Below are 26947 nucleotides of genomic sequence, written 5' to 3'. Positions count from 1 at the left end.
AAAAGACAGCCATGTAAGCTGTCTTTTTTACTGTCTATGCGTCGAGCCTATAACTCATTGTATACTTTGAAGTATCCTCTGAAGCTTGGCAGCAGGGTCTGAGGCTTGAGTAATTGAACGTCCGATGACTAGATAGTCGGAGCCATCCGTTAGCGCCTGACTTGGTGTACAGATTCGCTTCTGATCATCAGCACTATCGTCTGCCAATCTAATGCCAGGCGTCACCAGTTTAAAATCTTGACCACAAAGGGCTTTGAGTGCCTTTGCTTCCTGAGCCGAACATACCACGCCATCCAAACCCGCTTGTTTGGTCAACTGCGCTAATCGACTGACTTGTGTATCCAGACTATCAGTGACCCCTGTCTGCATCAATGCCTGAGTGTCCATCGAGGTCAACACCGTGACTGCAATCAATAATGTATCAAAATCATTATCTAGCAAACGCTGCTTTGCTAAAGACATCGCCTCTAAACCAGCACTTGCATGGACATTCACCATCCACACACCAAGCTCAGCCGCCGCTAATACTGCTTGTGCGGTAGTATTGGGAATGTCATGAAATTTCAAGTCCAAAAACACATCAAATTTACGCTGATGTAGCGCTTTTACAATATCGGGGCCACAGCGCGTAAAAAGCTCTTTACCCACTTTTAATCGGCATGCTTTTGGGTCTAATTGGTCAGCCAGTGCTAAAGAGGCGTCCAAAGTCATGTTATCTAAAGCCACGATGACTGGAGAATTTGTTATATTATTCATGATTTTGCCATATTTATATCAGAGTGAACGAAGTGGCATATTTTCAAGCGTGGATAAGCGTGGTGACATCACGACGTCTGGTTACTAATCTCGCTTACGCTTAGACAGCGTACCACCTTCATTTAAGTGAGTCTCTGTGCTGTCTTGCACATTAGTAGCAGTCGCACCATAGACAGCATCTTCTACCGTCGATGCACTTGCCTGACGATCGATGACTGCATTAGCCTGAGTAAGCTGCTCTTGCAGATTCGTATTTGCTTTTTGCAAACGCGAGATTTCCCATTTATTCTGCAATACTCGAAAGATAAGTAGCGCCATTAGAATACCAATCACGATACCGAGTATCAGACATAAGATGAGCAGCAGCCCCAAATTCATCGTAGGTGCTTGTGAAAATATGAGATTAACTCCAACCTCGGTATTGTTTGCCAATACCAAGCCAAGCGAATAAGCAAAGCTCAGAAATAGCAGTACAAATAGTAAAAAGCGCATGAGACGGTTACCTTAGTTTGGAGTCATAATATTAGGATCATCACTTACAATGATATTAGCCATCAATGATATTAAATATTGGCAACGGTATCATTGACTGCTTCACGTAACGCTTTGCCTGGCTTAAAATGTGGAATAGCTTTGGCAGGTACTGGTACGCTTTCACCTGTCTTAGGATTACGACCCAGACGAGCACGGCGATGATGTAGGCAAAAACTGCCAAATCCACGAACCTCAACTCTGCCATCATTGGCTAAAGTATGAGTCATCAAATTCAATATTTCACGCACTGCATCATCGACAACCGTATCGGCCATACTGTCACAGTTCGCACTTAAATTACTAATAAATTCGGATTTGTTGATCGTTTGCTGCATTATTACACTTGCCTTGTAGATTGATGGATAAACTGATGATGAATCAGAGCCCTATTTTAACAGCCAATTACCGATGGCTATTTTCAACACTATGCATTTATTGGCATTACACTAAAACTGCCAATATACCGTGACTCACATCTTGTTACTCAATGTTGCAAATGATAGCGGATATTGGGGTAAATAGGAATAAGAGTTTGCCAATTTTGGCAAAAACATCCCTGATTAATACCGTTATCAAAATTTAATGATAAAAAAAAGCGACCGAAGTCGCTTTTTTTATTACTTTTATATCAATAACTTAATGCTTACTGCATTTGTTCTTTGATCAAGTCACCAATAGTTTTTGGTTGAGCTTCAGAACCGGCAGCGGCAGTAGTACTAGTGCTACTTAGTTCTTTGATTGCTTGACGCTCTTCAGCTTCGTCTTTCGATTTGATAGACAAGTTGATGCTGCGTGTTTTACGATCAACGCTGATGATTTTAGCTTCAACGTCATCACCAACAGTCAGATGCTTAGTTGCATCTTCAACGCGGTCACGTTGGATCTCAGAGGCACGTAAGTATGCTTCAACTTCGTCAGCAAGCTCAATAGTAGCGCCTTTAGCATCTACTTCTTTTACTTTACCAGTAACGATAGCACCACGGTCATTGTTGACTAGGTATTCGTTGAATGGATCAGAGCTTAACTGCTTCACGCCTAGGCTGATACGGTTAGCTTCTGCATCTACAGACAATACCATTGCTTCAACGGTGTCGCCTTTGTTGTAGTTACGGATAGCATCTTCGCCAGTTTCGTTCCAAGAGATGTCAGATAGATGAACAAGACCATCAATACCACCGTCTAGACCGATAAAGATACCGAAGTCAGTGATTGATTTGATCGTACCAGTGATTTTATCACCGCGCTCATGTTTCTTATCAAACTCATCCCATGGGTTAGCAAGAGTTTGTTTGATACCTAGGCTGATACGACGACGTTCTTCATCGATATCAAGAATCATCACTTCAACTTCATCGCCCACTTGAACTACTTTAGATGGGTGGATGTTTTTGTTGGTATGATCCATCTCTGACACGTGTACTAGACCTTCGATGCCTTCAGAGATCTCAGCAAAACAACCATAATCAGTCAAGTTGGTTACGCGAGCTTTAACAACGCTACCCACTGGGTATGTGCCGCCAACGTTATCCCAAGGATCAGTACCAAGTTGTTTCAGACCTAGGCTAACGCGATTGCGCTCACGGTCAAACTTCAATACTTTAACTTTAAGATCTTGACCAACTTCAACTACTTCAGATGGGTGCTTGATACGGCGCCATGCCATGTCAGTGATATGCAATAGACCATCAATACCACCTAGGTCAACGAATGCGCCGTAATCAGTAAGGTTCTTAACGATACCTTCGATCTCGATGCCTTCTTCAAGCTTATTCAATAACTCTTCGCGCTCAGCTGAATTTTCAGCTTCCATAACTGCACGACGGCTAACAACAACGTTGTTACGTTTTTGATCAAGTTTGATGACTTTGAATTCTAGCTCTTTGCCTTCAAGATGCGTCGTATCACGGATAGGACGTACATCTACCAATGAACCTGGTAAGAACGCGCGTACTGAACCGATATCTACAGTGAAACCGCCTTTAACTTTGCTTGAAATGATACCTTTTACGATTTCATCATTGTCAGCAATTTTCTCAAGGAAGTTCCAAGTTTCAACACGCTTAGCTTTTTCACGTGACAGCAAGGTTTGACCCATGCCGTTATCAACTGCTTCAACCACGACATCAACGCTATCGCCAACTTCAACTTCAAGTTCGCCTTCTTCGCTTAAAAACTCTTCACGAGCGACAATACCTTCAGATTTCAGACCAGTATCAACAGTGATCCAGTCGTTATCGATGGCCACAACAGTACCAGTGATAACCGAGCCACGCTCGATATCAAGACCTGTTTCTTCGATGCTCGCTTCAAATAGTTCAGCAAATGATTCCATTATGTCTACCTTTGTATAGCCGTATCCTGTCCAGCACAGTACGGATCAAATTTATGATTGTATAAAACGAGAATACTGGTTTTATATCCCATACAATCATATATAAAAACGTTTGTTGTCAATAAGCACATAACTTATCAAACTCACTAACAACAACTGTCTTAACTCAAGCGCTATTTACACTCTGTGAAATACCAAATATTAACTGTACTAGTTTATACTAAAATCAAAGCTTATGTTCAAGTTTTTAGTACTTAATAGGTTGTTTTTATTCGTTATTAAAAAATATACCTTTATCCTGACAATGTTGACTGATTTGCTTATAAACATCATCAGCATCTAGCCTAGAGCTATCAAGCCAAAGAGCATCTACTGCCGGTTTTGATGGTGCGGTGCTACGGTTCTCATCACGATCATCACGGGCTTTAATTGTTGTCAAAATCGCATCAAAATCTGCGGTTTGGCCAGCTTGCATCAACTGGGCCACACGGCGCTCTGCACGTGCTTTAGCACTAGCGGTCAAAAATACTTTCACATCCGCGTCTGGAAACACAACCGTTCCCATATCACGACCATCAGCGACCAATCCTGAAAAGGTCGCCATATCTTGTTGCAGATGTAGCAACGCTTGACGAACTTTCGGGAATACCGCTACCTGTGATGCATAGCCACCAACCGTCTCGTTACGTACCTGTTCACCAACTGTTTGACCATTTACAATAATGTCCACGCGTCCTGACTCATTGTTCGGTACAAAAGCTATTTTTAGGCTTTTTGTCAGGTCCAACACGGCCATCTCATCAATAACTTGACTCGCATCCGCTGTGATCAGTCCCGCTTCGAATGCTTTAAGTCCTACGATACGATATAACGCACCCGAGTCTAGCAATTGATAACCTAAAGCTTGTGCTAAGCGCCAAGTTACCGTGCCTTTGCCTGCGCCACTGGGTCCATCGATACAAATAACAGGATAGCGAACTGACGGCTTTTGGCTATCATCATTATCAATTATTGAACTGTCGGATACAGGGACTGTCATAATACTCGCTCAATAGTAGGTGGTGCTTATATACTGGTTATTTCATAGCCATGCAGCAATATTTACTGCTATTTCAAGTGCTTAATCACACGCTAAAACACTAGGTATCAAACAGGGCAATATTATAGCAAAGAATCCTCGCTATCACTAGCACCAAGACTGATATCTTGTCGATTAGTGTTGTAACCAATAGCAGTTTGTTTGTTCTTTTTTGCAGCGCGTCTACGCTCACGAAAAAAGGCCTTTAGCATTTGACCGCTATGCTCGCTACACAGCCCTTTCTGAACTTGGATACTGTGATTATAAAAAGGCTGTATGGACAAATCCAGTTGACTGCCAACCATACCTGCTCGTGGTTCACTAGCGGCGTATACAAGCCTATCCACGCGAGCATGTATCAGCGCGCCAATACACATTGTGCAAGGCTCTAGCGTGACATACAACGTTGTCTCTAATGGTAATCGGTAGTTCTTAAGACGATTGCAGGCGTCTCTTAATGCCACTATCTCTGCATGTGACGTGGCATCATGGCGCCCAATCGGCTCGTTGAAACCTTGTCCAATGATTTGCTCATCATGTACCAATATAGCACCTACTGGTACCTCTCCACGCTCAGCACCTTGTTTGGCAAGCTTCAGTGCGATTTTCATCCATATCATGTCTTGTTGCGACCAAAACATGTGATTTTTGAATTGAAAATAAGCTGCCTGATTATGCTGTGCCTCATCATATGCTAACGACATATTTGCTAAAAAATAGGGTTTTAACTTGTTATTCATCGTATGGATATGGCTCATGGTATTTAGCATTTACTGTGGCAATTGCCAGTCAATTGGTGCTTGACCATACTGGACCAAATAATCATTGGTTTTAGAGAAGGGCTTAGAACCAAAAAATCCACCGCGATTGGCGGCGAGTGGTGAAGGATGGACAGCAGTCAGTATCAGATGCTTGTCGGTATCGATATATTTGCCCTTTTTTTGGGCTTTACTGCCCCACAGTATAAATACAGTATGCTCTGTTTGTTCATTGACCGCATCAATCACTGCATCGGTAAACTGCTCCCACCCTTGATTTTGATGACTGTTTGGCTCACCCTCTTTCACTGTCAAATAACTGTTCAGTAATAGAACCCCTTGCTGTGCCCAATAGGTCAAATCGCCATGTGCCGACGGTTTAATGCCGATATCATCTGCCATTTCTTTTAACACATTATTAAGTGAGGGCGGCTTCGGAATGGCTTTTGGCACAGAAAATGATAGTCCCATTGCCTGTCCTGGGCGATGATAAGGATCTTGTCCTAAAATGACAACTTTGACCTGTGGTAGAGGCGTCAGATTAAGCGCATTGAACATCAACGGGGCTGGCGGATAGATACTATCATCTGATTGATACGCCTCTTTTAAAAATGCACGCAAGCTGTCCATGTTGTCTGAGGTTAACTCATCTGCCAATGCTGTCTTCCAGTCTTCGGGCAAGCGAACATTGTCTAAGATGGCCTGCTTTTGCTCTGCGGTTTTGGTCAGCTGTTCGTCAAACAGTTCCATGGTGCATCCTTTTTATGTTTGTTATGGAATAGATATATTGGCTTTTTTTAAGCATTTATACTAACAAAAAACGCTATGAGCTTTGTTGATGAATTATAGCAATAAAAAAACGGCTACCGTAATAATACCGTAGCCGTCTTATTGCATTGACATTAAATAACTTAGCTAGCTACTGACTCAGAGTCTGAGCGTGGCTCATGTGTTTCAACGACAGTCAAGATAATACGGCTGTCAGAAGATCCCTTATCAGAAGACTTACCAAGCTTCACTGTATCACTGTCCTGCGCCTCATCTGCTTTAGGTTCTAGTGTCAGACGGACTACCCCACCATTGACCAAATCACCAAACAGAATCATGCTGGCTAATGGCTTTTTGATTTCATCTTGAATCAAACGCTGCATTGGACGAGCGCCCATCAGACGGTCATAGCCTTTATCAGCGAGATAATCACGAACATCATCATCAATCTCTAGCGTCACTTGCTTGTCATCTAGCTGCACTTGTAGTTCAACCAAGAACTTATCGACCACCGATACTACCACTGAGCTGTCTAGTGGGTTGAACTGGATGATAGCATCTAGACGATTGCGGAACTCTGGCGTAAACACACGCTTGAGTGACTCTGTGTTATCACGGCTATGATCTTGCTGAGTGAAGCCCATTGACGAGCGGCTGATACTATCTGCGCCGACGTTGGTTGTCATGATAACGATGACTTGCTTAAAGATAGCAACACGGCCATTGTTATCAGTCAAGGTACCATGATCCATAACTTGTAATAACAAGTTAAAGACATCAGGGTGCGCTTTTTCAATCTCATCAAGCAATAACACGCAATGCGGATGTTGATTGATCTTTTCCGTCAGTAGTCCACCTTGGTCATAACCAACATAGCCTGGAGGTGCACCAATCAGACGTGAGGCGGTATGGGCTTCCATGTACTCTGACATATCAAAGCGTACCAACTCCACACCTAATAGATTGGCCAATTGACGTGATACTTCTGTTTTACCCACGCCTGTCGGACCTGCAAACATAAATGAACCAATCGGCTTATCTGGTGATTTTAGACCAGCACGAGACAATTTGATGGCATCCGCAAGCGTTGCAATTGCTTCGTCTTGACCAAACACCAAGTGTTTAAGATCACGATCTAGGTGCTGAAGAATGCTCTTGTCATCACTAGACACTGATTTGGGCGGAATGCGTGCCAGTTTAGCAATAATAGCTTCGATATCAGCCACATCAATTTTCATTGGTGGTCTTTGTGCTTTAGATACCTTGATACCATCTGCTGACTTTTTGCCGTCACTTGCCTTTGCCGTTGCGGCTTCATTCTGTATTTCATTATCTGTATCGCTACCAATACCTTCGAGATCGGCATCAATCTGTGCATCAAAATCATGCTCTATATCTGCAATAAAGCTTTCTTCAGCATCGATATCATCTACATCAGCGACGACGCCCAAACGCTTATAAGCGCCTGCTTCATCAATCACGTCAATGGCTTTGTCCGGTAAAAAACGCTCGTGGATATGCTTCGCTGACAACTGCACTGCAGTAATGAGCGCTTGATCCGTGTATTCAACGTTATGAAACTCTTCATAGCGAGGCTTCAGACCACGTAAGATATCAATGGTATCGTCTACGCTTGGTTCTTTCACATCGATTTTTTGGAAACGGCGTGACAACGCATGATCTTTTTCAAATACCTGACGATATTCAGTAAAAGTCGTTGAACCGATACAACGTAGCTCACCGTTGGCAAGTGCAGGCTTAATTAAGTTAGACACATCCATATTGCTGCTCATGGATGAACCTGCGCCAATAATCATATGGATCTCATCGATAAATAAGATTGCATTCGGCTTATTCTTCAGTGCATCAAGGAGGGACTTCATACGTTTTTCAAAGTCACCGCGATATTTGGTTCCAGCAATAAGCGCACCAATATCAAGGCTATAAATCACACAACCATTCAGAGGTTTCGGTGCTTTATCATTGATGATCAGCCATGCTAGACCTTCAGCGATAGAGGTTTTACCCACACCTGGCTCACCTACTAGCAATGGGTTGTTTTTACGGCGGCGACACAGTACTTGAGCGGCACGTTCAATTTCAGAAGCGCGACCAATTAACGGATCAGTTTTACCTTCAGCAGCGCGCTGATTTAGGTTGGTCGCAAATTCAACCAAAGGGTCTTTGCTGGTTTTTTCAGACGCACTACGACGCTCGCCAGTACTAGAAGCACGTGACTCAGAAGGCTCATCTTTGTCCTGACCATGCGATAGATATTGAGTCAGTTCAAGACGGCTAATGCCTTGCTTTTTAAGCAAGTAAACAGCATAAGTATCATGCTCTGAAAACATCGATACCAAGATATCAGAGCCTTCGACCAGACGACCACCGCCAATCGATTGCACATGAAAAATAGCACGCTGTAAGATACGATCAAAACTTTGCGTTGGCTGCGGTGACTGCTCGGTATCTGCATCGACCGTTGGCGTGTGCTTATTGATATACACTTCAAGCTCGGTACGCAACGCCGAGACGTTGGCGTTACAGGCAGTCAATGTATTAGCAGCATGGGTATTTTCTAGTAGCGCCAATAATAGATGTTCAACAGTGAGATACTCATGCGATTTTTGGCGCGCAAGCGTCATTGCTAAACGTAGAGAAACTTCAAGATGACGACTTAACATAACAACTTCCTACGGTTATATCTATCTTTATAATTGATAGTTTTATGAATGAGTTAGTAAGTAAATCAGGGCGATAGATGCATTGTTCAAGGGCTATATTTGTATTATTGGAAATCGAATAGACTCAGAAACCACGGATACATCGTATGAACCATAGAATTTTCAACCACTACCGCTGTTTATCTGACGGTTGGCAATGATGGCAACAATACTGGTTCGCTTTTCTTTATATCAACACGATATTTGGATAGAGTCAATCTATTAACGCAGACTAAAGTGTATCAAAGCATGCTAACAGCAGACAAAAGGAGCTGGGACGCAGATTATCCACGTTTAAGAAGACGAATAGCCAAAAAGAGAAGGATAACAATAGAATGCATAAGAAGAAAAAAGGTTAGAGCAATTTGATGAGAACTTTTACGGTCAATTTGACGATGATTTGAATAGTATTAAAGCAGAAAATAACAAGCTCACGATAAAAGTGAGCTATTGATAAGCACTATAGAATTATGCAAAAACCAACTAATTCCACAGAAACTGGGTTTATAAAAGACTAATGCATAACAGTGGCCGTTATTCGCCTTGATGCGGCTCAATCTGAGTTAATAGCGGATAACCTTCACGGTGCGCCAAGCTGTTTACTTTTTTGGCTTTGGTTTCAGCGATATCTTTTGGATAAATACCAGCGATACCCTTACTGTTGTTATGAATCGTCAGCATAATTTCGACTGCAGAGTCTGTACTATGACGAAACTCTGATTGCAATACGTAGACCACAAATTCCATCGGAGTATAGTTGTCGTTGTACATCACTACCGCATACATGGGTGGTTTGGCTATTTCTGGTTCTGCAACCAGCACGTCAGCTTGTGGTGACGTCTCACCATCAGTGTCACTATCTTGTGCACGGTGAACAGGCGTACTTGGCAGGTGCCAATCAGCAATCATTGGCATGCTATGTAATATCATTTTTTTTGTCATAATCGGAATACAATCGTGAGATGAGTTTAAGAAAAAAGATTTATTGAGACAGAGTCGCCATATCGCTTAGAGCACAGGGATTGAAATCAGTAGTACTCATTGAGGCGATGTTAAAAAGCGTACTGACTATGAATGATTGATACCTTAGATACAACATGTCCACCCTGCACGAATACTCTTAAGCAAGGCAGTCAGTAAAGGCAAGACTCAGCAGTTACTCTGAAATAGGGCTTTGGTCAACATCTGGTAAATCTAATAGCGAGGGCAACATATTATCGACACGGCTCCCAAGCTTCCAATCATATATTTGCTCTATTTTCTGAGCACCAGATTGAAGCGTTAATTTGGCTTGTAACGGCCTAAATCCTGATGGCATCACAAAACGACCACGTATGCGAACGATACCTTCAATTGTATAGCTGGTAGGATCTAATGGTACTTCTACCAAATCATCATTGTTCAATAACGTCAACGTGGGTCTTAAGCGCTTGGCTTGACCATCACCGCTGAGCATACCGATATCAAAACCATACTCAAAAGCGTTTTCAGGTAATGGCTCAATCTTGGCACCCAATATTTGCAAAGGCATACCGCCTTTTTCGCTAATAAAATCGGCGTAGAATTCATTAAGTTGTGCAACTTGCTTGTTTTCTACTGTCATGGCTTGCTGATTCTCACGCAACTCTTTCAAGTTTGCCAAACTGATAGCCAGCTCTTGTTTAGAGGTCGCTGCTTGATTGGTCGCTATTTTGTTACTAAGCCGTAAATCTTCAAGCGATTTCGTGGCTTCATTGCCGTTGATAATCGCTTGCTTGGCTTCTGTTTGCATTGAGTGCAAGCCGCGCTGATAGCCAAGTTTGTGACCGAACATTAATCCGACCACAGCTGTCACAAGCACTGCCAATACAAATAACGCCAATACCAGTGTCGATGCACCGCGCTGAGTCATATTTTTAGCATTTACAAAGTAATCATCATCTCTCAGGAGACACTGCTTACTCTGCAAATCATCAATAGCAAAATCTGGACACGATGGACGTGTTGGCTGTGGGCAAAAGCGTAGTACAAGCTTAAAACGCATTTAGACAGTATCTCTTAAGAGTAAGGGCAAGTCATTATAGCGGAATTTATAATCAATACCTAGTAGCATAAATATGAATGACTTAGCCGCAAAAAATCTCGTACTAAGGTACGATAGGCGCAAAATTCAGTCCCATTGATTCATCAAATCCAAACATAACATTCATGTTTTGGACGGCTTGTCCTGCAGCACCTTTGACCAAGTTATCCTGTACCACAATCACCGTCAGCTCAGCACGGTCATTGTCCTGATGCACAGCGATACGTAAACGATTGCTGGCGCGAACGCTACGTGTGTCAGGATAAATACCTTTTGGCATGACATCAACAAATGGCTCTGAGACATAAGATGCTTCAAATGCTTGCTGCCAATCAATCATAGCACCTGCATCCGTGAGCTCCAGGTGAATAGAGCTGAGCATGCCACGTATCATCGGCACTAGGTGCGGTAAAAAACGAATACGATGGGCAAATTGGCTGTCTAACAACTGTGCAACGCCTTGCTCAATCTCAGGCAAGTGACGATGACCCTCGACGCTATAGGCTTTGAAATTATCTGTTGATTCAGCATAGTTGAGCGCAAGCGAGGCTTGGCGACCCGCTCCAGACACACCAGACTTCGCGTCAATAACAATACGAGATTCAATCAAACGTTCTGCTTGCTTGTTTTGAACATCGATAATGGGCTTCAAACCCAAAATCGCAGTGGTTGGATAGCAACCAGGATTACCCACTACTAATGCATTTGCCAGTTTGTCGCGATTAATCTCTGGCAATCCATAAACCGCTGTCTTTAATAGCTCAGGACACACATGTGACTGTTTGTACCATTTCTCAAAATCAGTCAATGACTGCAAGCGAAAATCAGCCGCCAGATCGATGACCTTAACGCCAGCTTGAGTCAGTGCTTCCGCTTGCTGCATCGCCACGCCGTGTGGGGTCGCAAAAAATACTACGTCACACTTTTGTAGCGTCGCGAGTGTGTCATCACCTAAGTCACTGAAGACAATGTCTGAGATGCCGCGTAAGCTTGGAAAAATCTCATCAGCACGAGTGCCCGCTTCGCTACGTGAGGTTAGTAAATCAATAGAAACGTTTGGATGCGCAGATAACAAGCGAATAAGCTCAATACCTGTATAGCCTGTACCACCAACAATCGCCGCTGAAATCATAAGAGACTCTCTTTTTCTTAAAAATACTAAATATACGCTGACAGATAGTAAATCAATTATTAAATTTTATAGTCATGTACCGCATCGACAAACACTTTGGCATTGTCAGGATTGACCCACTGAGTAATCCCATGACCTAAGTTAGCAATGTAACCCGTTTTATCACCATTCGCATAGGCTCTATCAAGCATGGCATTGACTTCAGTACGAATCGTCGCAGGTGAGCCATATAGCGTTGCTGGATCCAAGTTACCTTGGATGGCTTTGCTACTTTGTAGTTTTTTATGTTGCTTGGTCAGTTGACGCTGACTGTCAGTCAATACCTGACGTGCACGGTCAATCGGCATCGTCCAGTCTAGGCCTAATACATCGGCTTCGCTATCAGCCTGGATGTCTAACCATAATCCACCCCCTTTGGTAAATAACACCACAGGTACCTCGGGATGGCGCTGCTTAAGCTCAGCAACAATGCGCTTATTATACTTGTGTGAAAAGTCGATAAATTGACGATGGCCAAGCGCCCCGCCCCAACTATCAAATATCTGTACAATCTGAGCACCAGCAACGATTTGTGCATCTAAATAATCAATGACAGACGTTGCCAATTTATCCAATAATTGATGTAAAAAATCAGGATTACTGTATAAAAAACCTTTGGTATAACGATAGTCTTTTGAGCTGCCGCCTTCGATCATATACGTCGCTAGCGTCCATGGACTACCAGAGAAACCAAACAACGGTACTTGCCCATTCAAAGCTTTACGAATACTGGTCACCGCACGCATGACATAATCAAGAGAGTCTGTCGGATCAAGCTTTGGTATTCTATCAAGATCCGCTTGCGTACGAATAGGATGCTTAAATTTAGGACCTTCACCAGCCTCGAAATATAAGCCCAATCCCATAGCATCAGGAATGGTCAAAATATCACTGAACAAAATAGCCGCATCCAAATTATAACGGCGAAGTGGCTGCAGAGTGACTTCAGTGGCACGGTCGGTGTCTTTGCATAGGCTCATAAAGTCGCCTGCTTCAGCACGAGTTGCCTTATATTCTGGTAAATAGCGACCTGCTTGACGCATCATCCAAACTGGGGTGGTATCGATAGGCTCGAAGCGTAGCGCACGTAGCAATCTGTCGTTTTTTAAAGGCGCAAACTGCTGCTGGGCCGAGTCACTGTTGTCTAAAGCACTCATGTACAAATCTCCGAAACACACAGTATTTATCATTCTTTAAGAATACTGTGCTAAATAAATTAAATAAAAATTGATTAATACCTATGATACAGGGTCAGCATCTATGCTGATTAAAGGGTATTGCTCTCATTTATAATAGCCACATCATAAACTGATACTTGGGTATGAACGTAAAAAACCATGTCTGACCTATCTGTCTGTCACCAATAAGTAAGGCTTGTCTAAAACCATAAACAAGCCCTACTCACTAATACAAACGATGCGTCATCACTTTACTATACGGTTAATGCCAAGTTATCACGATGTACCATGACCACACGCTCTTCACTACTACCAAAAATCTTGTCAAACTGTTCCGTACGCTCACGAGCCACACGGCGTGCATCATGCGATGAAAAATTCACCTGTCCGACTGCGAGACGTTCGCCGGTATCCTGATGGATAATCTCAACCACATCGCCTTCATCAAAACCACCATGGACTTCGACAACACCGACCGGTAGTAGACTTCTATTTAGTTCAGTCAATGCCTTGGCAGCACCTGCATCTACAACCAAGCTACCTGACATGCGTAAATGCGCAGCAAGCCATTGCTTACGGGCGATAATTTTGTCTTCATCGTTAGTCGTCAATAGCGTACCAACCGCTTCACCTGATACTACACGAGTAATGACATCTTCAATTGCACCGCTCACAATAACAGTTGGACAGCCACCCATTGCAGCAAGGCGACCAGCACGGATTTTGGTCAACATACCACCGCGTCCTAGCTTGCCGCCATCTCCAGCTATATCAAACAAATAATCAGCCATCGCACGCTCTTGACGAATCATTTTTGCATTAGGATTGTCACGTGGATTATCTGTGAACACACCATCTTGATCGGTAAGAATAATGTACAAATCAGCATTGACCATCGCAGCAGCCATTGCCCCTAATGTATCATTATCACCGAACTTGATTTCATCAATGGTAATGGTGTCATTTTCATTGATAACAGGTAGCACGCGCCATTCTAATAATTGCGTCAGAGCACCTGTCGTATTGAGATAACGGCTACGATTAGACAAATCATCATGAGTCAGTAGTAGCTGTGAGCTTTGGATACCATGTTGGATCAATGCTGACCACCATGTTTCAATCAAACCCATTTGACCAATAGAAGCACAGGCCTGCAGTGCTGCTAGTTTCTTAGGGCGCTCCTCAAGGTTCATACGTACCACACCTTCAGCAACAGCACCTGATGATACTAGTAGTACTTCGACGCCTTGCTTGTGCAGCTTAGCAATCTGCTTGGCCCACTCGTATATGGCAGTTCGATCCAGTCCTCGACCGTTATTGGTTAACAACGATGAGCCAATCTTGACAATAACGCGCTGAATATCAAAGTTGCGATTTTGCTTAACAAATCTTGCTTCTTCGATCGTGTTTTCTATGCCATCTGCCATATAAACTCCTTTTTATCTTATGAATTGATTAGGGGATTGATTTAAAAAATTCAGGTATATCAGTTCAAGCTTGTTCACTTACTACGGAACGTAAACCACTTCGACACCATCTTCATCATCGAAGTCGTCATCATCGTCATTTAAGTCTAGTCCTTCACGTGCTGCTTTACGAGCTGCACGATAGGCTTCACGCTGAGCTTCAGTATTCAGGCGAACTTCTACTTCTAAGCGCTCAAAACGTGTTCTTTGTGCTTCAGCGAAGATAGGATCTTCTAGTTCACGCTCACGCTCTAGTTCAATCTCATTCATCAGATGATATTTAACCGCATCAGTCCCTTCGCCCATTAGGGTTGACGTGCGAAATACATCTCCTGTCCAACCAAGCTCAGCGACAATATGGGTACAGAGCTCATCTAACTCTTCTTCAGGCACCTGATCGATTTTGTTTAATACCAAAATCTGAGGCAAGTTGGATAATTCAGGCGAAAAACGTTCAAGTTCATTTAAGATAACACGAGCGTTGGCTACTGGATCGCTGCCATCAACTGGCTTTACATCAACCACATGTAACAAACGACGAGTACGCGCTACATGCTTTAAGAAACGGATACCAAGTCCAGCACCTTCTGAAGCACCTTCGATCAAACCCGGAATATCTGCCATCACAAATGAGCGATGACGACCGATATCGACTACGCCTAGATTCGGAACTAGTGTGGTAAATGGATAGTCAGCAACTTTTGGTCTAGCAGCAGAAACTTGACGAATAAAGGTAGATTTACCAGCATTAGGCAAACCAATCAAGCCAACATCAGCCACTACTTTTAGCTCAAATTTAAGAACTTTTAACTCACCTTCAAAACCTGACGTCGCTTTACGCGGTGCTTGGTTGGTAGAACTCTTGAAATGAGTATTACCCAAACCACCATCACCACCTTTGGCAATCAGTAACGTCTGACCAAGTTCAATCAAATCACCCAAAACTTCATCTGTTTCGGTATCAACTACCGTGGTACCGATAGGCACTGGTAAGAACAAATCATCAGAACCCTTGCCTGAACAGTTTCTACTGTGACCGTTCTCAGCTCTCATAGCGTCATGACGACGGGTATAACGATAATCAACTAAGGTGTTAGTGTTATCTTCTGCAATAACATAAACATCTCCGCCTTTACCACCATCACCACCATCAGGGCCACCACGTGGGACATATTTTTCTCGGCGAAAACTGGCGATTCCGTTACCACCGTCACCTGCTTTTACCGTTACGACGGCTTCATCAATAAATCGCATTTTACTTTCCTTAATTCACAATCCAGTTTATATACTGGTTACAACCAACGGTTATATTATGGGGTTTTACTGTGTTGTCACAAAAAATATTGTGACAAAATAAGCGCTAAAAGCACGCTACTTGTATTTGATATTCAATATGAAAATAACACCCGATAATCAATCGGACTATCGGGTGTTTAAGTATGACAGCTAACGCAATATCAAGCTATCCAAACCAGACGCTATTATGGCAAATTTTGCAGTATGCCCGCACCAATTTACACAATATCAGACATCTGGTTTGTTATGCTTAACGTTCTATGCAGGAATCTGAGCGTAGCTGATTCCGGCCATCTGTGTCGCTAGACGCAATACCTGAGTACTATAACCTACTTCGTTGTCATACCAAACATACACAATAGCTTGATTACCAGTCAGAATAGTCGCTTGCGCATCGATGATGCCAACATGAGTCGTGCCAACGAAATCTGTTGATACGGCTTCTGTAGAATCTGTATAAGCAATCTGCGACTGCCAAGTGCTGCTGTTAGCAATTTTACGCAAAAATTCATTCAACGCTTCAGCACTTTCTGGTGCCGTTTTAAGCGTTAAGTTCAAAATTGCTAAGCTGACATTTGGTGTTGGTACACGAATGGCGTTGCCCGTTAGCTTACCACTTAATTCTGGTAATGCTTTACCAACTGCTTTTGCCGCGCCTGTGCTCGTGATAACCATGTTCATCACAGCACTACGACCACGGCGGTCTGCTTTATGATAGTTATCAACCAAGTTTTGATCATTGGTAAATGAGTGAATAGTCTCTACGTGACCGTTTTCGATACCGTACTCATCATTCAATACATTTAACGTTGGTGTAATAGCATTGGTCGTACAGCTGGCAGCACTAACGATAGTGTCATCACCAACCGTGTCATTGTTCACACCATATACAACGTTTTTGATATCGCCACCAGCAGGGGCAGTCAGTAGTACTTTTTTCACGCCAGTAGACTGTAAATGCTTGCCAAGGCCTGCTTCGTCTTTCCAGATGCCCGTGTTATCGATAACGAGAGCATCGTTGATACCATAAGCGGTGTAGTCGATTTCACTAGGATCTTTCGCATAGATAACTTGTACAAAACGACCATTAATAATCATACCGTTATTGTCATCATCGATACTGATGCCACCCAAGAATCTACCATGAATCGAATCACGCTCAAGCAATGAGATACGTTTGGCCAAGTCACCAGCAGCTGCTGGGCGTACGACGATAGCTTTTAACTGCATACCTTTTGCACTTGATGCTTGCGCCAGTAATAAACGGGTCAAGATACGACCAATACGGCCGAAACCATATAATACTACATCTGTCGCGCCATTTACGGCACCTGCATTATTAACAGATTTTAGCGCAGCTTGTACGTCAGTGTCATTAGCAATCAATTGACCAACATCGATACGAGTCGCTTGGATATCTTTGTTTTCTGCGATGACTTTTACCATCGCTAACGTATCAGCGATATCGATAGACTTAGCGCCATGTTCACGCAACGCAACTTTTTGATGCAAAGCGAGTATTTGACCAACTGAGGTGGAGTCTAGCGTTTCGCCGAACAAGGTCACTTGTACGTCTTGCGCATTATAGAGCTTATTCAACAACCCCATTAGCTCAATCGCTTGTTGCTCTTGATTGTTATAGTTGCTTAAGTGGTCTTGATGTAATTGGCGTAAGGTATCAGCGTTGCTCACGAGAAACATCCTTATGGTCAGTAATGTATGATCAATAAAATATGAAGAAATATGAAATAGATAGGTTGTGTATGCTCTAAATGGTGACTCTAATATGATAATCAACCACTATCAATACGGATTATTGACACTAGAGTATTTGAATCGCATAGATTTTAGCCTAAAATGCCTCATTTTGCCAGTAGTAACCGATTAGCTAGTGTGCATAATAGGTTTCATTCTCATATACAGACTCATATATAAATAGAGATAAAAATAAAGGCAGCCATATATGCTGCCCTATTAGGTTTCTTGAGTAAGAGTTACTATGAATTTTTATTAATTGAAGTAATCTGATAATAACCAGCGCTCAATCAGGTATACAAACTCATTCTGCAATTAGAATTCAACTTTTCATATTCATATTCATATTAACTATGGCGTTAGATTTACCGTCTGATTGGTTTGCGGTGTGAGCTTAAATTCTTTTAAATCATAACCTTGTTGTTGTGCAATCTGACGATATTTAGAGTAGGTCTCTTGACTGATATTAGGCGAACGAGCCAATAGCCATAAATAATCTTTGTCAGGTGTGCCGACCAATGCCGTTTTATAATCAGCATCACGTGCTAGTACCCAATAATCGGCACGGCCAACTGGTAACCAACGAATCCACGAGGGCAAAAAAGTTACTTTTAGCTTGCTACCCGTCTCATCCGCCGGCTTTGCTAGACCTTCAGCAACAATCTCCGAGCCATCTTCGGCCATACACTTGTTAGTGACACTTATACCTTTACCATCAGCTTTTTGGACATAATTGGCCGTAACATCACCTGCGCATTTACGTTGAAAATACATCGGTAAGCGCCCTATCTCGTACCACGTTCCGGCATACTTTTTGAGGTCGACGCTATCGACTGTCGTTGGGGTATTTGCAGACTTATGAATGATGGCGCTTGGTTCGATAGACAGCGTCTCTGTTGTCGTCTTATCCATCGTTGCATTGGTAGCAGCCATAGACGCTGCATTGACTGAAGGCGTAGCAGCATAAGCTGAAAACGCAGCCAATGGTATAATAATCGCTAAGGCAATACCTGTATGTTTGATCAGTCCATTCATAAATATGCGCTCCGGTATGTCTTTGTTTGATACGTTTTTACTGCCCAATCTACCCAGCAAGGTATCGCTGTTATTGAGGTTATCTGTCGTAACTTGATTGCTCTTAGCTTTATTTTTGCCCTTAGCTCTGTTGCTTGTGTCATTGCTAATATTGTTCTTTTTGTCGTCAAAACGCGCTGCCATCAATGGCTCATCTTTATCTAGCTTTGGTGACTCTTCATAACTATTGGCTCTATGAGTATCAATCATGCTGGATTTTTTTTGATCACAGCTCTTTTTGTCACTACTGCTCTTGTTACTTCTATATCCAAGATAGCAGTCTTGCTTTGCGCTTTGTTTTGCTAAATGCTGGAGGCTATCATGACTCAAGTGATCGCGATGGTAGCTGGCGTCATTACTAGCATGACTGATAGGGTCATGTTGTTGCATGCCAACGTTGTGCTCGTCATAGCCACGTTCGTTGTAGCTAGACGACTGTTTTAGCTGCTGAGACTGAGAACCAGCTGCCTGTGAACCAGACCAAGCTGATTTAGGTAACTTATCGGCTTTCATAGGAGTACCACTATTTATGATGACTGTTTAGGTGCTTTCTATCTCGCTGATCTATTTCTATGTTTTAACGGCATCGCTGTTGCTTGAGACCCTTAACACAAACCGCTTTTACAAAAATTTGTTATTGTTATTGTTTTAACAAATTTTTGGTCAAATGTATGTTTATCAAATAGAAATAGAATCAATGCGCTATAGATATGCAATACATACTAAAGCCAACGGCGTCATTAAAATAGGAGTCCAATGTAGGGAAACGCAACGGTTTGTAAGTAACGATGGGTTTATGCTTTGCTATGAACACATCACAATCATATGGTTACTTACTGGATAAACATCTTAAAATTCCGTTGCATCTACTTACGAATTTTCATCAATACGCACACTCATATGAGCGACATTAGCATCCATATAAATGTGCCCAATATAGGGTTCAGATTTCGCGGTTAATATTTTACTCTTGGTTGGTGGCGCTAACTGATGGCTATAATGGATCGCTATCGTACAAATTCACGAATACCTGCAACACTGACGCCGCCATTCTCTAATGCTTGATCCAGCATCAATGGTGTCACACCGCCCAAACCAATGACTGGCATATCAGCCAGCTGTGCCAACGTAGACCATGTCTCCCAGCCAAGTGGCGTTGTATCAGGATGAGTTTGGGTGGCAAGGACAGGAGACAAAAAAGCCCCTATCACTGGAGGCAGTTGCTGCTGTAATCTAGCATCAGCGAGCTTATTAGCAGCTGTAATGCTAGCAATATCATGACAGCTAACAATCAATGGCTGGTTGCTTGATAAATAGCCGCTTGATGAGTAACCATCTAGCACATTCTCAGTATCCGATGATGCCTCAAACCCTAATCCACCAAGAATGTTATCAGCCCATTTCAGTAGCTCGGTATGTGTCAGGTGCATGGCACGGACTTGATGTTCTGTGTCTATATCATAGGCGACTGGCTCGATATGTTTGGTCAGAGACTCTCTATGGTCACGATGCGATAAAATCACTTGAATGTCTGGTCGTGCTGCCATGAGCTGCTTGGCCATATGCGCTGAGCCAGATTGCTTCAAACGGATATAAACCCAAGCCGCCATTGGCAGTTTTTCTTGATGATATTGTAGCCACGCTGTCGCTGGATCTGGACAGTCATTAAAGTGTGATACTGGATAGGTAATTGCTATGCTTTCTGGCAGTTGTAGCCACGCTAAAATGGTTTTATTGGCCGCGGGCAAGTGATACTCCCCTGCTAATAACCCAGCCTTGTCTACCCATGTCAGAGCCTGTCCTTCTAGGCCGTATTGACGATGTTTGTGTTGCTCATACTGCTGGATGGTTAGCTCCACCTTGTATACCTGCAAGCTGACTTTTTTATCGCCATAATCGTGATGCAGGCGGCCGAGCTTAACAATGACACTGTCACCAATAGCAATGCCAGCTTCTTCAGCTACCTCTCGAATCAACGCCTGTGTGGCTGACTCACCGGTCTCTATCTTGCCACCGACAAACTCATAGCGATTGCCTTGGTGCTGAGCGGCATCCCGAAATCCGAGTAAGTACTGATTTTTATAGTGAATAACAGCGACTGCGACATTAACGATGGTTTTTGTAGTGTCTGGTGTTGGGTTATTTTTTTGATGTGGCATAGCAATATTCTCTATTTTTATAGACAGGTCGAAACAGTTAAGTTGAAATGGCTGAGTTGAAATAGTTAAGTTAAAACGATATCGATGTATGACACGTATGGTACAGAGCGGTATTTGCATACATAAAACGCAAGTAATTTTATAAATGACACCCGTTCACAAATACGTTTATTAAGACAGATGAAGCATGAAATTGGTGCTTTATGACAGCAGGCTTAGATAAGTTTACACAATAACTGCATTTTATTTTATCAATTAGCTTGCAAATTATACGAATCTAAATGATAATTATTATCGTTAAAGCCAATTACTCTATGGCCAGTATGAGCCACTATTTTATCAAAAGGAATTTACCATGAGCATGGTCATCTCTCGTTATTTGAATTGCCGCGAAAACCGTCTCCCTACATTACAGTCACAGCATCTGTTTGCTTTGACCAAAGAAGTGCGTATCGAACATGAAGGTGAAGAATATCGTCTGCGCTTAACTCGTAATAACCGCCTAATTCTAACCAAATAGAATGAACATCACTCGATGTCTACTGATAAAAAAACGCCTTAGATACTAAGGCGTTTTTTTATTGGTTAAAAATTACTATGGTCATCATTAGTTGAGATAGCTGTTAGCTATCGACAGTCATTTATAGTCAAAGAAACCTAAAACAGCTACAAGGCAGCCAACTACAGATTGTACAAGTAGTACATCTAGGGAGACTAACACCGTAGCAGTTTAGTCGTTCTCTGACTATAGCGTGACGTTTAGAACTGCCAACTATAAACCACATCAACTGCGTTTTCTGCCGCTGAACTGGCTTCAACGTAAATGCGGCGTGTGAGCTGATAACGAACAGAAAGACTGTTCTGAGCATTAAATACACCCACGCCATAGCGGATATATAAGTCAGGCGTCACGTAACCGGTGACATTGACATTGGTGTCCTCGCTACTGCCTGAGGCATCAACCGTAAGACTCTGCAACCCAAAAGCTTGACCAATTTGATTGGTTAAAGTGCGTGTGCCACTAAGGCCAAAACTCAATCCAGCGGCGGCTAAGTTATTGGTCACCTGCGACTTGAACCCTTGCTCACTGATTTGGGTGGCGCTCTTATTGTCGATACGACCGGTGACCAATGCATTCATCGCTTGCTGCTGGGTCAATCCGGCATTATTAAAGACAACGATATTGGGACTTTCAGTAGAGCCTTTGACTCGTAAGCCAACGGTTTTACCACTGATGGTTTTGGCAGCTTCAATACTGAGGCTAGGCTTCATCACATCGCCATTGAAACGCACTTGCCCGTAGTTTAGCTCCAAACTCTGGCCAAAGGCATTGATATTGGTACGACGTGAGACCTGAACGACCCCCTTGGCTCGCATAATACCTGTGCCATTTTGGGTGATGTTAATAGCGCCTGCCAAAGGAATAACCGCACCAAAGCCTCGAAAATTAATATCATCACCCAAGTCGACACCAATATCTGCATTGATCGACCAAGGCTTGGAGATAGCCAATACTTCATCGATATTACCAATCAAACGACGATCTAGCACCACCGCATCTTCAGTCTGAGTGATGATATCTTCACTGGCCTCTGGCGGACGAATCGTCGCCGTTGGGACACTAATGGCACCTTTGATATCCACATAGCGGTCGCCTGGTCGAACGATGATGTCGATATCAGGGTCAATCTCAGCCACCAGTAGCGGCGGCTGCGTAATCAACAAGCGCTCACCAACGATACTCAGCTTGGCCTGTAGCTTCTGCTGCCAATTAACCGTACCGTCTAGGGTGCCCTTTCCTCCACCACTATTAAAGGTACCAGCGATGGTCGCCTGTGTGCCACGAATTTTGGCTTCTGTATTCACATTGGTCAGATTCACGGGCAGATCCAGCATCGCGATACGGCCATTAGAGAGTTTGACATCACCATAAAACTGCGGTTTTTCTAGTGTGCCGCCTAGTCCACCTGCCATTGTCACGTTACCTTTTAGGACACGCATACCAGGGAAGAACGGCTTAAATATCGCCAGATCAAGCTCATTGAGCACCAGCGCGCCAGAGATGGGCTTGGGTGTGCTATAAGGATCAACGATAGCCTCGGCATAGCCGCGAGCACCTCGACCAGTATTAATATCTGTACGCAGCTTGATGCCTTCAGGCACAGACAAAGCAATGAGTGAGACACGCTTATAAGACAACGTCACAGGAGTACTATCACCATCTTGCAGCAGACCGATTTTGCCATTGTCTGAATACAGCGTGGTGTTGATGGTTGGCGGACGACCACGTTTCCAACCGACAATCGCTTTACCATTGATCTTGGCATTCCAGTCTATATCTTTTGGCAAAAATACCGAAAATAATGACGTATCTAGGTTCTGTAGCGCAATATTGACTTCTCCGCTGTCTGGCGATGCAAACAAATTTTCACGCAAACATAACTTACCTGTGTGGTCAGTCGCTTGCCAACAATGGGCAGCAAGCTGTACTTTTAGATCACTGTTTTTACCATTTTGGTCATGCGGTAGGTTCACAATCAATTGTGCTGGCTGTAACTGATTTAAGGTCGCATACTTTGATTTGATACGGCCTTTGCCGATTACACCTGACCAGCTCAGCTTGTCTCGATCAAAGCCGCCTTTGATTCTCGCACCCACATCCAATCGCTTGTTGGCAACATTCAGATCAATGACATGAGCTTTTTCGGTGCCATTGAGTGACAGTTTGATGTTATCAAAACTTTGTCCAGCAGCATCTAAGCCCTCAGCCGTAATGATAAGCTGACTTGGACTGTTGGCTAAATTGACCAGCTTGCCACGCACCCGGCCTTGACGCAGTACAAAACCTGGCAAGGCAAGGCGTTCTCCGACCAAATCAATATAAATGGTGGGTAATGCCTGACCTGCTGGCTGTGACAACGTCGCACCGCCAGTGACTTTTCCAGCCAGCTGACTTGATAGCTGGTCTAAGCTAGTGATGTTGATTTTGGTTTGTAGTTGCTTGGCATTGCCATTAGCAGTGACGTAATTATCACCCCAACGCAGTACCAAGTTATTGGCATTTAAGCTATCTATTAAAGCATTGACTTGCTTGTACTGTGCTTGGGCATCTTGTGTTTGTAGTCGTTTAAGATAGCTTGCCAAATCTTTTGGTAAACGCATCTTCGCTGATAGGCTGCCTTTCGCACTAAGCGGTTGACCTTTTAGCATGCCACTTAAGTTTACTTGCTTAATATTGATAATTTGCTGCGTGTCACCCCAACTACCATCAGTATCGATTGTACCAGTAATACGACTTGGCGTATCCTTTAAGAAATACCCAATGTTAAAGCGATCCATCACCGCATTGACATCCCAAGCAATACCTTTTCGGACATCGACAGTACCACTAGCATTGATGCTGCCCGCAGCGCCTACGTGACGGAATCGCTTGATTCGAATCAACTGGCTATCGCCACTGGCCTCGATGGATAACTTGCCTGCTGGCAATTGCTCAGCATCCAATACACCGTCAAAATTAATCGCGAAACGCTGTAATTTACCGGTGGCATTTGCGCTATTTTTGGGCGCATTTTGCCACTCACCACTGGTTTTTAGATCCCCTGTAATGATGGCTGGATTGTTAGGCAAGAAGTAACCCACATTGAACTGATCAAAGCGGCCATCAATCGTCCAACCAATGTTTTTACGTAAATCTATGACACCATTGGCTTTGACTGCACCCGCTTCACCATTGTAATTGAGTTTCCGAACACGAATCAGTTTTGGTGTGCCCGCAGCATCGATAGAGAGACGGCCCGCTGGTACGTCTGCCGTATCGACCTGACCATCAAAACGTACATCGAAGACAGACAGCTCACCGCCGACGATATCGACGCTCGCATCACCACTACCTTTGATACCGATGGTACGACTGTTTTGCGTGGCATCAAGCTGTGCTTGCATATCGGTATTGTTTAGTGTTATGACATGGCGCTGACCACTGACACCACTTTTTGTGATATTCAGCAATCGACCACGCGCACTGATACGTCCGGTCAGGCGCTCAAGCGGCAAGTCGCTGCGGTACTCTTTGGGTAGTAACCCTTTGGTACTGGCATCGATTTGCCAGGTCAGTGGACGCTTTTTATTGGCCAGTTGAATCTGCCCAGTCCCTGATAGGTCGCCGACGATGCCATTATAGTTGAGACGATTGATATCAATGATGTCTCCTGCTTTACGCAAGCGTACATCATAGTTACCTTTGGGAGCAGCATTGAGCTCTTTGATAACCGCATTGGCATCGACTGAGAGGCGTGAACCGCGAAGAATGACGTCTGCTTGACCGCTAGGACTGTCAATATTGCCAATATTGGGCACATCACGGCGTATGAGATTTTCCCATTTAGCATCGATATACAAAGGGGCTACTTGTGTGGACTTGGCTGATGTTTTACCAAAGATCATATTGGCATTGACATGCTCACCATCACGCTGACGCAAGTCAGCATCAATTTGTGTGTTGCCCGTGCTGTTTTTCTGTAGATAACGTAAGGACACTCTGCCATCAAGGGTTTTTGGGGCGTAGGCTTTAAAGTCCGCATATTCATCAGGAATGGCACGGCGAATATCAAAATTGCGACCAGACGCACGTATGGTCGCCTCAAAACCCTCTTTCCAGTCCAAGATACCCTGCAACGCCAAACGACCCGCTGGCACGTCTGCTTCTAAGCGATCAATACGTAGCTGACTGTTGGCAATAACCGCACGGCCTTGATAGTGGCCAGAGGGAATGTCTTTGGCCGTCAGGTCAGTATTGATACGAAGTCGTATATCAGATATGACACCCGATGCTGTCGCGATACCACTCTGTAGACGGATGTCTTGACCCTCTGCATAGGGGATAAGAATATCGTCCCATTGGAGTTTTGCATCAAACGGCGATCCTGCATCCAATCCTTGCACCACGAAATCACCGCGAACATCGTTATCGTTATAACGGCTACGCACTTTACCCACAGTACGTTTTAGCGTCCCTGTTGCCGTGATATTCAATGGGTCGATATAGGCTTTTTCGAGGGCGCTGACTTCTGCAATCGCACTCAAATCTAATGGATAGTCGCCCTGCAGGTCAATCTCACCTTGTAGGGCACTGACTTTGACAATATCAGCATACTGTAAATCACCGCGACCGACCGTGACGGTGCTACCCACCCATGTCAGATCACGCGCTTTGATGTTATTGATGATGATGGGATCTTTGGTGACTTGTTTATAAATGACTTTTTTGATAGTGGCTTGATCAAAACGCAGATTGACTGGCAGTTTTAGGGTCTTATAATCAAACGGCTCACCCGTAGGAGGCTTCTTATTGATGATTTCAATGGTTTGTATCGTGGCGTCACTAAGATGCACCTCTTTTGCAAATACCGCGCGCCAGCCTATTTTGACATAAGCTTTGTCTACCAATATCTCAAGGTCTTCTGTGGCCTCGATATCGATATCTGTCACCCAGATACCATCGCGCAAGTTGCCTTGTCCATACTGAAAATCGATACCTGTCTCGGCACTGACTTTTTCTAAAATAAACTTTGTACCTGCATCGGTGCCTGCGGCATAGAAAAATATCGCAAACATGATCGCAAGGATAACGAGCATCAGCCCCAATAGTTTGAGCAAAAACGAGAGCGGATAAAACCGCCTGACCGCACGCGCATCGCGCTGTGCTGGATCTTCATCTGGTGCAGGATTAGGCGGGGTATTTTTTGTCAGCATGACACTCAACTACGTTAAAGAATGATGACCAGCAATCGGTACGATGGATAATATATAAAGCGGTTTAAGGGCTAGACTATAGT

Annotated in this window: 19 protein-coding genes; 1 reads left to right on the top strand and 18 read right to left on the bottom strand. The window is 43.6% G+C overall.

Annotated features, from left to right (window positions below; all coding sequences use genetic code 11):
• Window positions 1-54: 54 nt before the first annotated feature.
• From pyrF to IP510_RS00795, 17 genes are all read right to left on the bottom strand, one after another.
• Window positions 55-756, bottom strand: coding sequence for an orotidine-5'-phosphate decarboxylase (gene pyrF / locus IP510_RS00875; RefSeq protein WP_194362919.1), 702 nt, complete (start codon window positions 754-756; stop codon window positions 55-57).
• Window positions 757-840: 84 nt separating this feature from the next.
• Window positions 841-1248, bottom strand: coding sequence for a lipopolysaccharide assembly protein LapA domain-containing protein (locus IP510_RS00870; protein WP_194362918.1), 408 nt, complete (start codon window positions 1246-1248; stop codon window positions 841-843).
• A 71-nt stretch (window positions 1249-1319) separates the two neighbouring features.
• Window positions 1320-1625 (bottom strand): integration host factor subunit beta, encoded by a 306-nt coding sequence (locus tag IP510_RS00865; RefSeq protein WP_194362917.1) that lies wholly within the window; start codon window positions 1623-1625, stop codon window positions 1320-1322.
• A 308-nt stretch (window positions 1626-1933) separates the two neighbouring features.
• Entirely contained in the window at window positions 1934-3622 is a 1689-nt protein-coding gene (rpsA, locus tag IP510_RS00860) for a 30S ribosomal protein S1 (RefSeq protein WP_194362916.1), read from the bottom strand.
• A 268-nt stretch (window positions 3623-3890) separates the two neighbouring features.
• Entirely contained in the window at window positions 3891-4661 is a 771-nt protein-coding gene (gene cmk, locus IP510_RS00855) for a (d)CMP kinase (protein ID WP_194362915.1), read from the bottom strand.
• A gap of 122 nt (window positions 4662-4783) precedes the next feature.
• The gene (gene tadA / locus IP510_RS00850) at window positions 4784-5404 is read right to left on the bottom strand and encodes a tRNA adenosine(34) deaminase TadA (RefSeq protein WP_413786440.1); all 621 of its coding nucleotides are present in this window, start codon (window positions 5402-5404) and stop codon (window positions 4784-4786) included.
• Between the two features lie 66 nt (window positions 5405-5470).
• Complete coding sequence (locus IP510_RS00845; protein WP_194362914.1) at window positions 5471-6208, bottom strand: uracil-DNA glycosylase; 738 nt, start codon at window positions 6206-6208, stop codon at window positions 5471-5473.
• Between the two features lie 161 nt (window positions 6209-6369).
• Complete coding sequence (gene clpA / locus IP510_RS00840) at window positions 6370-8910, bottom strand: ATP-dependent Clp protease ATP-binding subunit ClpA (protein WP_194362913.1); 2541 nt, start codon at window positions 8908-8910, stop codon at window positions 6370-6372.
• Window positions 8911-9483: 573 nt separating this feature from the next.
• The gene (locus IP510_RS00835; RefSeq protein WP_194362912.1) at window positions 9484-9879 is read right to left on the bottom strand and encodes an ATP-dependent Clp protease adaptor ClpS; all 396 of its coding nucleotides are present in this window, start codon (window positions 9877-9879) and stop codon (window positions 9484-9486) included.
• Window positions 9880-10105: 226 nt separating this feature from the next.
• Window positions 10106-10972, bottom strand: a complete 867-nt coding sequence (locus IP510_RS00830) for a hypothetical protein (protein ID WP_194362911.1) — start codon at window positions 10970-10972, stop codon at window positions 10106-10108.
• Window positions 10973-11075: 103 nt separating this feature from the next.
• Entirely contained in the window at window positions 11076-12143 is a 1068-nt protein-coding gene (gene argC, locus IP510_RS00825) for an N-acetyl-gamma-glutamyl-phosphate reductase (protein ID WP_194362910.1), read from the bottom strand.
• Window positions 12144-12202: 59 nt separating this feature from the next.
• Window positions 12203-13339, bottom strand: coding sequence for a uroporphyrinogen decarboxylase (hemE, locus tag IP510_RS00820; RefSeq protein ID WP_194362909.1), 1137 nt, complete (start codon window positions 13337-13339; stop codon window positions 12203-12205).
• Window positions 13340-13614: 275 nt separating this feature from the next.
• Window positions 13615-14787, bottom strand: coding sequence for a glutamate 5-kinase (proB, locus tag IP510_RS00815; protein ID WP_194362908.1), 1173 nt, complete (start codon window positions 14785-14787; stop codon window positions 13615-13617).
• An 81-nt stretch (window positions 14788-14868) separates the two neighbouring features.
• On the bottom strand, window positions 14869-16080 hold the full coding sequence (gene cgtA / locus IP510_RS00810) for an Obg family GTPase CgtA (protein WP_194196989.1): 1212 nt from the start codon (window positions 16078-16080) through the stop codon (window positions 14869-14871).
• Between the two features lie 300 nt (window positions 16081-16380).
• Entirely contained in the window at window positions 16381-17823 is a 1443-nt protein-coding gene (locus IP510_RS00805) for a glyceraldehyde-3-phosphate dehydrogenase (protein ID WP_194362907.1), read from the bottom strand.
• A gap of 405 nt (window positions 17824-18228) precedes the next feature.
• On the bottom strand, window positions 18229-19464 hold the full coding sequence (locus IP510_RS00800) for a lipocalin family protein (RefSeq protein WP_194362906.1): 1236 nt from the start codon (window positions 19462-19464) through the stop codon (window positions 18229-18231).
• 494 nt (window positions 19465-19958) lie between these two features.
• Complete coding sequence (locus tag IP510_RS00795) at window positions 19959-21110, bottom strand: NUDIX domain-containing protein (protein WP_194362905.1); 1152 nt, start codon at window positions 21108-21110, stop codon at window positions 19959-19961.
• Window positions 21111-21471: 361 nt separating this feature from the next.
• On the opposite strand from IP510_RS00795, the gene hemP reads away from it, so the two are divergent.
• On the top strand, window positions 21472-21630 hold the full coding sequence (gene hemP, locus IP510_RS00790) for a hemin uptake protein HemP (protein ID WP_227672156.1): 159 nt from the start codon (window positions 21472-21474) through the stop codon (window positions 21628-21630).
• A gap of 239 nt (window positions 21631-21869) precedes the next feature.
• On the opposite strand, the gene IP510_RS00785 is transcribed toward hemP, so the two are convergent.
• Entirely contained in the window at window positions 21870-26864 is a 4995-nt protein-coding gene (locus IP510_RS00785) for a translocation/assembly module TamB domain-containing protein (RefSeq protein ID WP_194362904.1), read from the bottom strand.
• Window positions 26865-26947 lie beyond the last annotated feature (83 nt).

The sequence above is a fragment of the Psychrobacter sp. NG254 genome, assembly GCF_015277735.1.
In the GTDB taxonomy this organism is placed as follows: domain Bacteria; phylum Pseudomonadota; class Gammaproteobacteria; order Pseudomonadales; family Moraxellaceae; genus Psychrobacter.
This window is presented reverse-complemented; position numbering and strand designations above follow the sequence as displayed.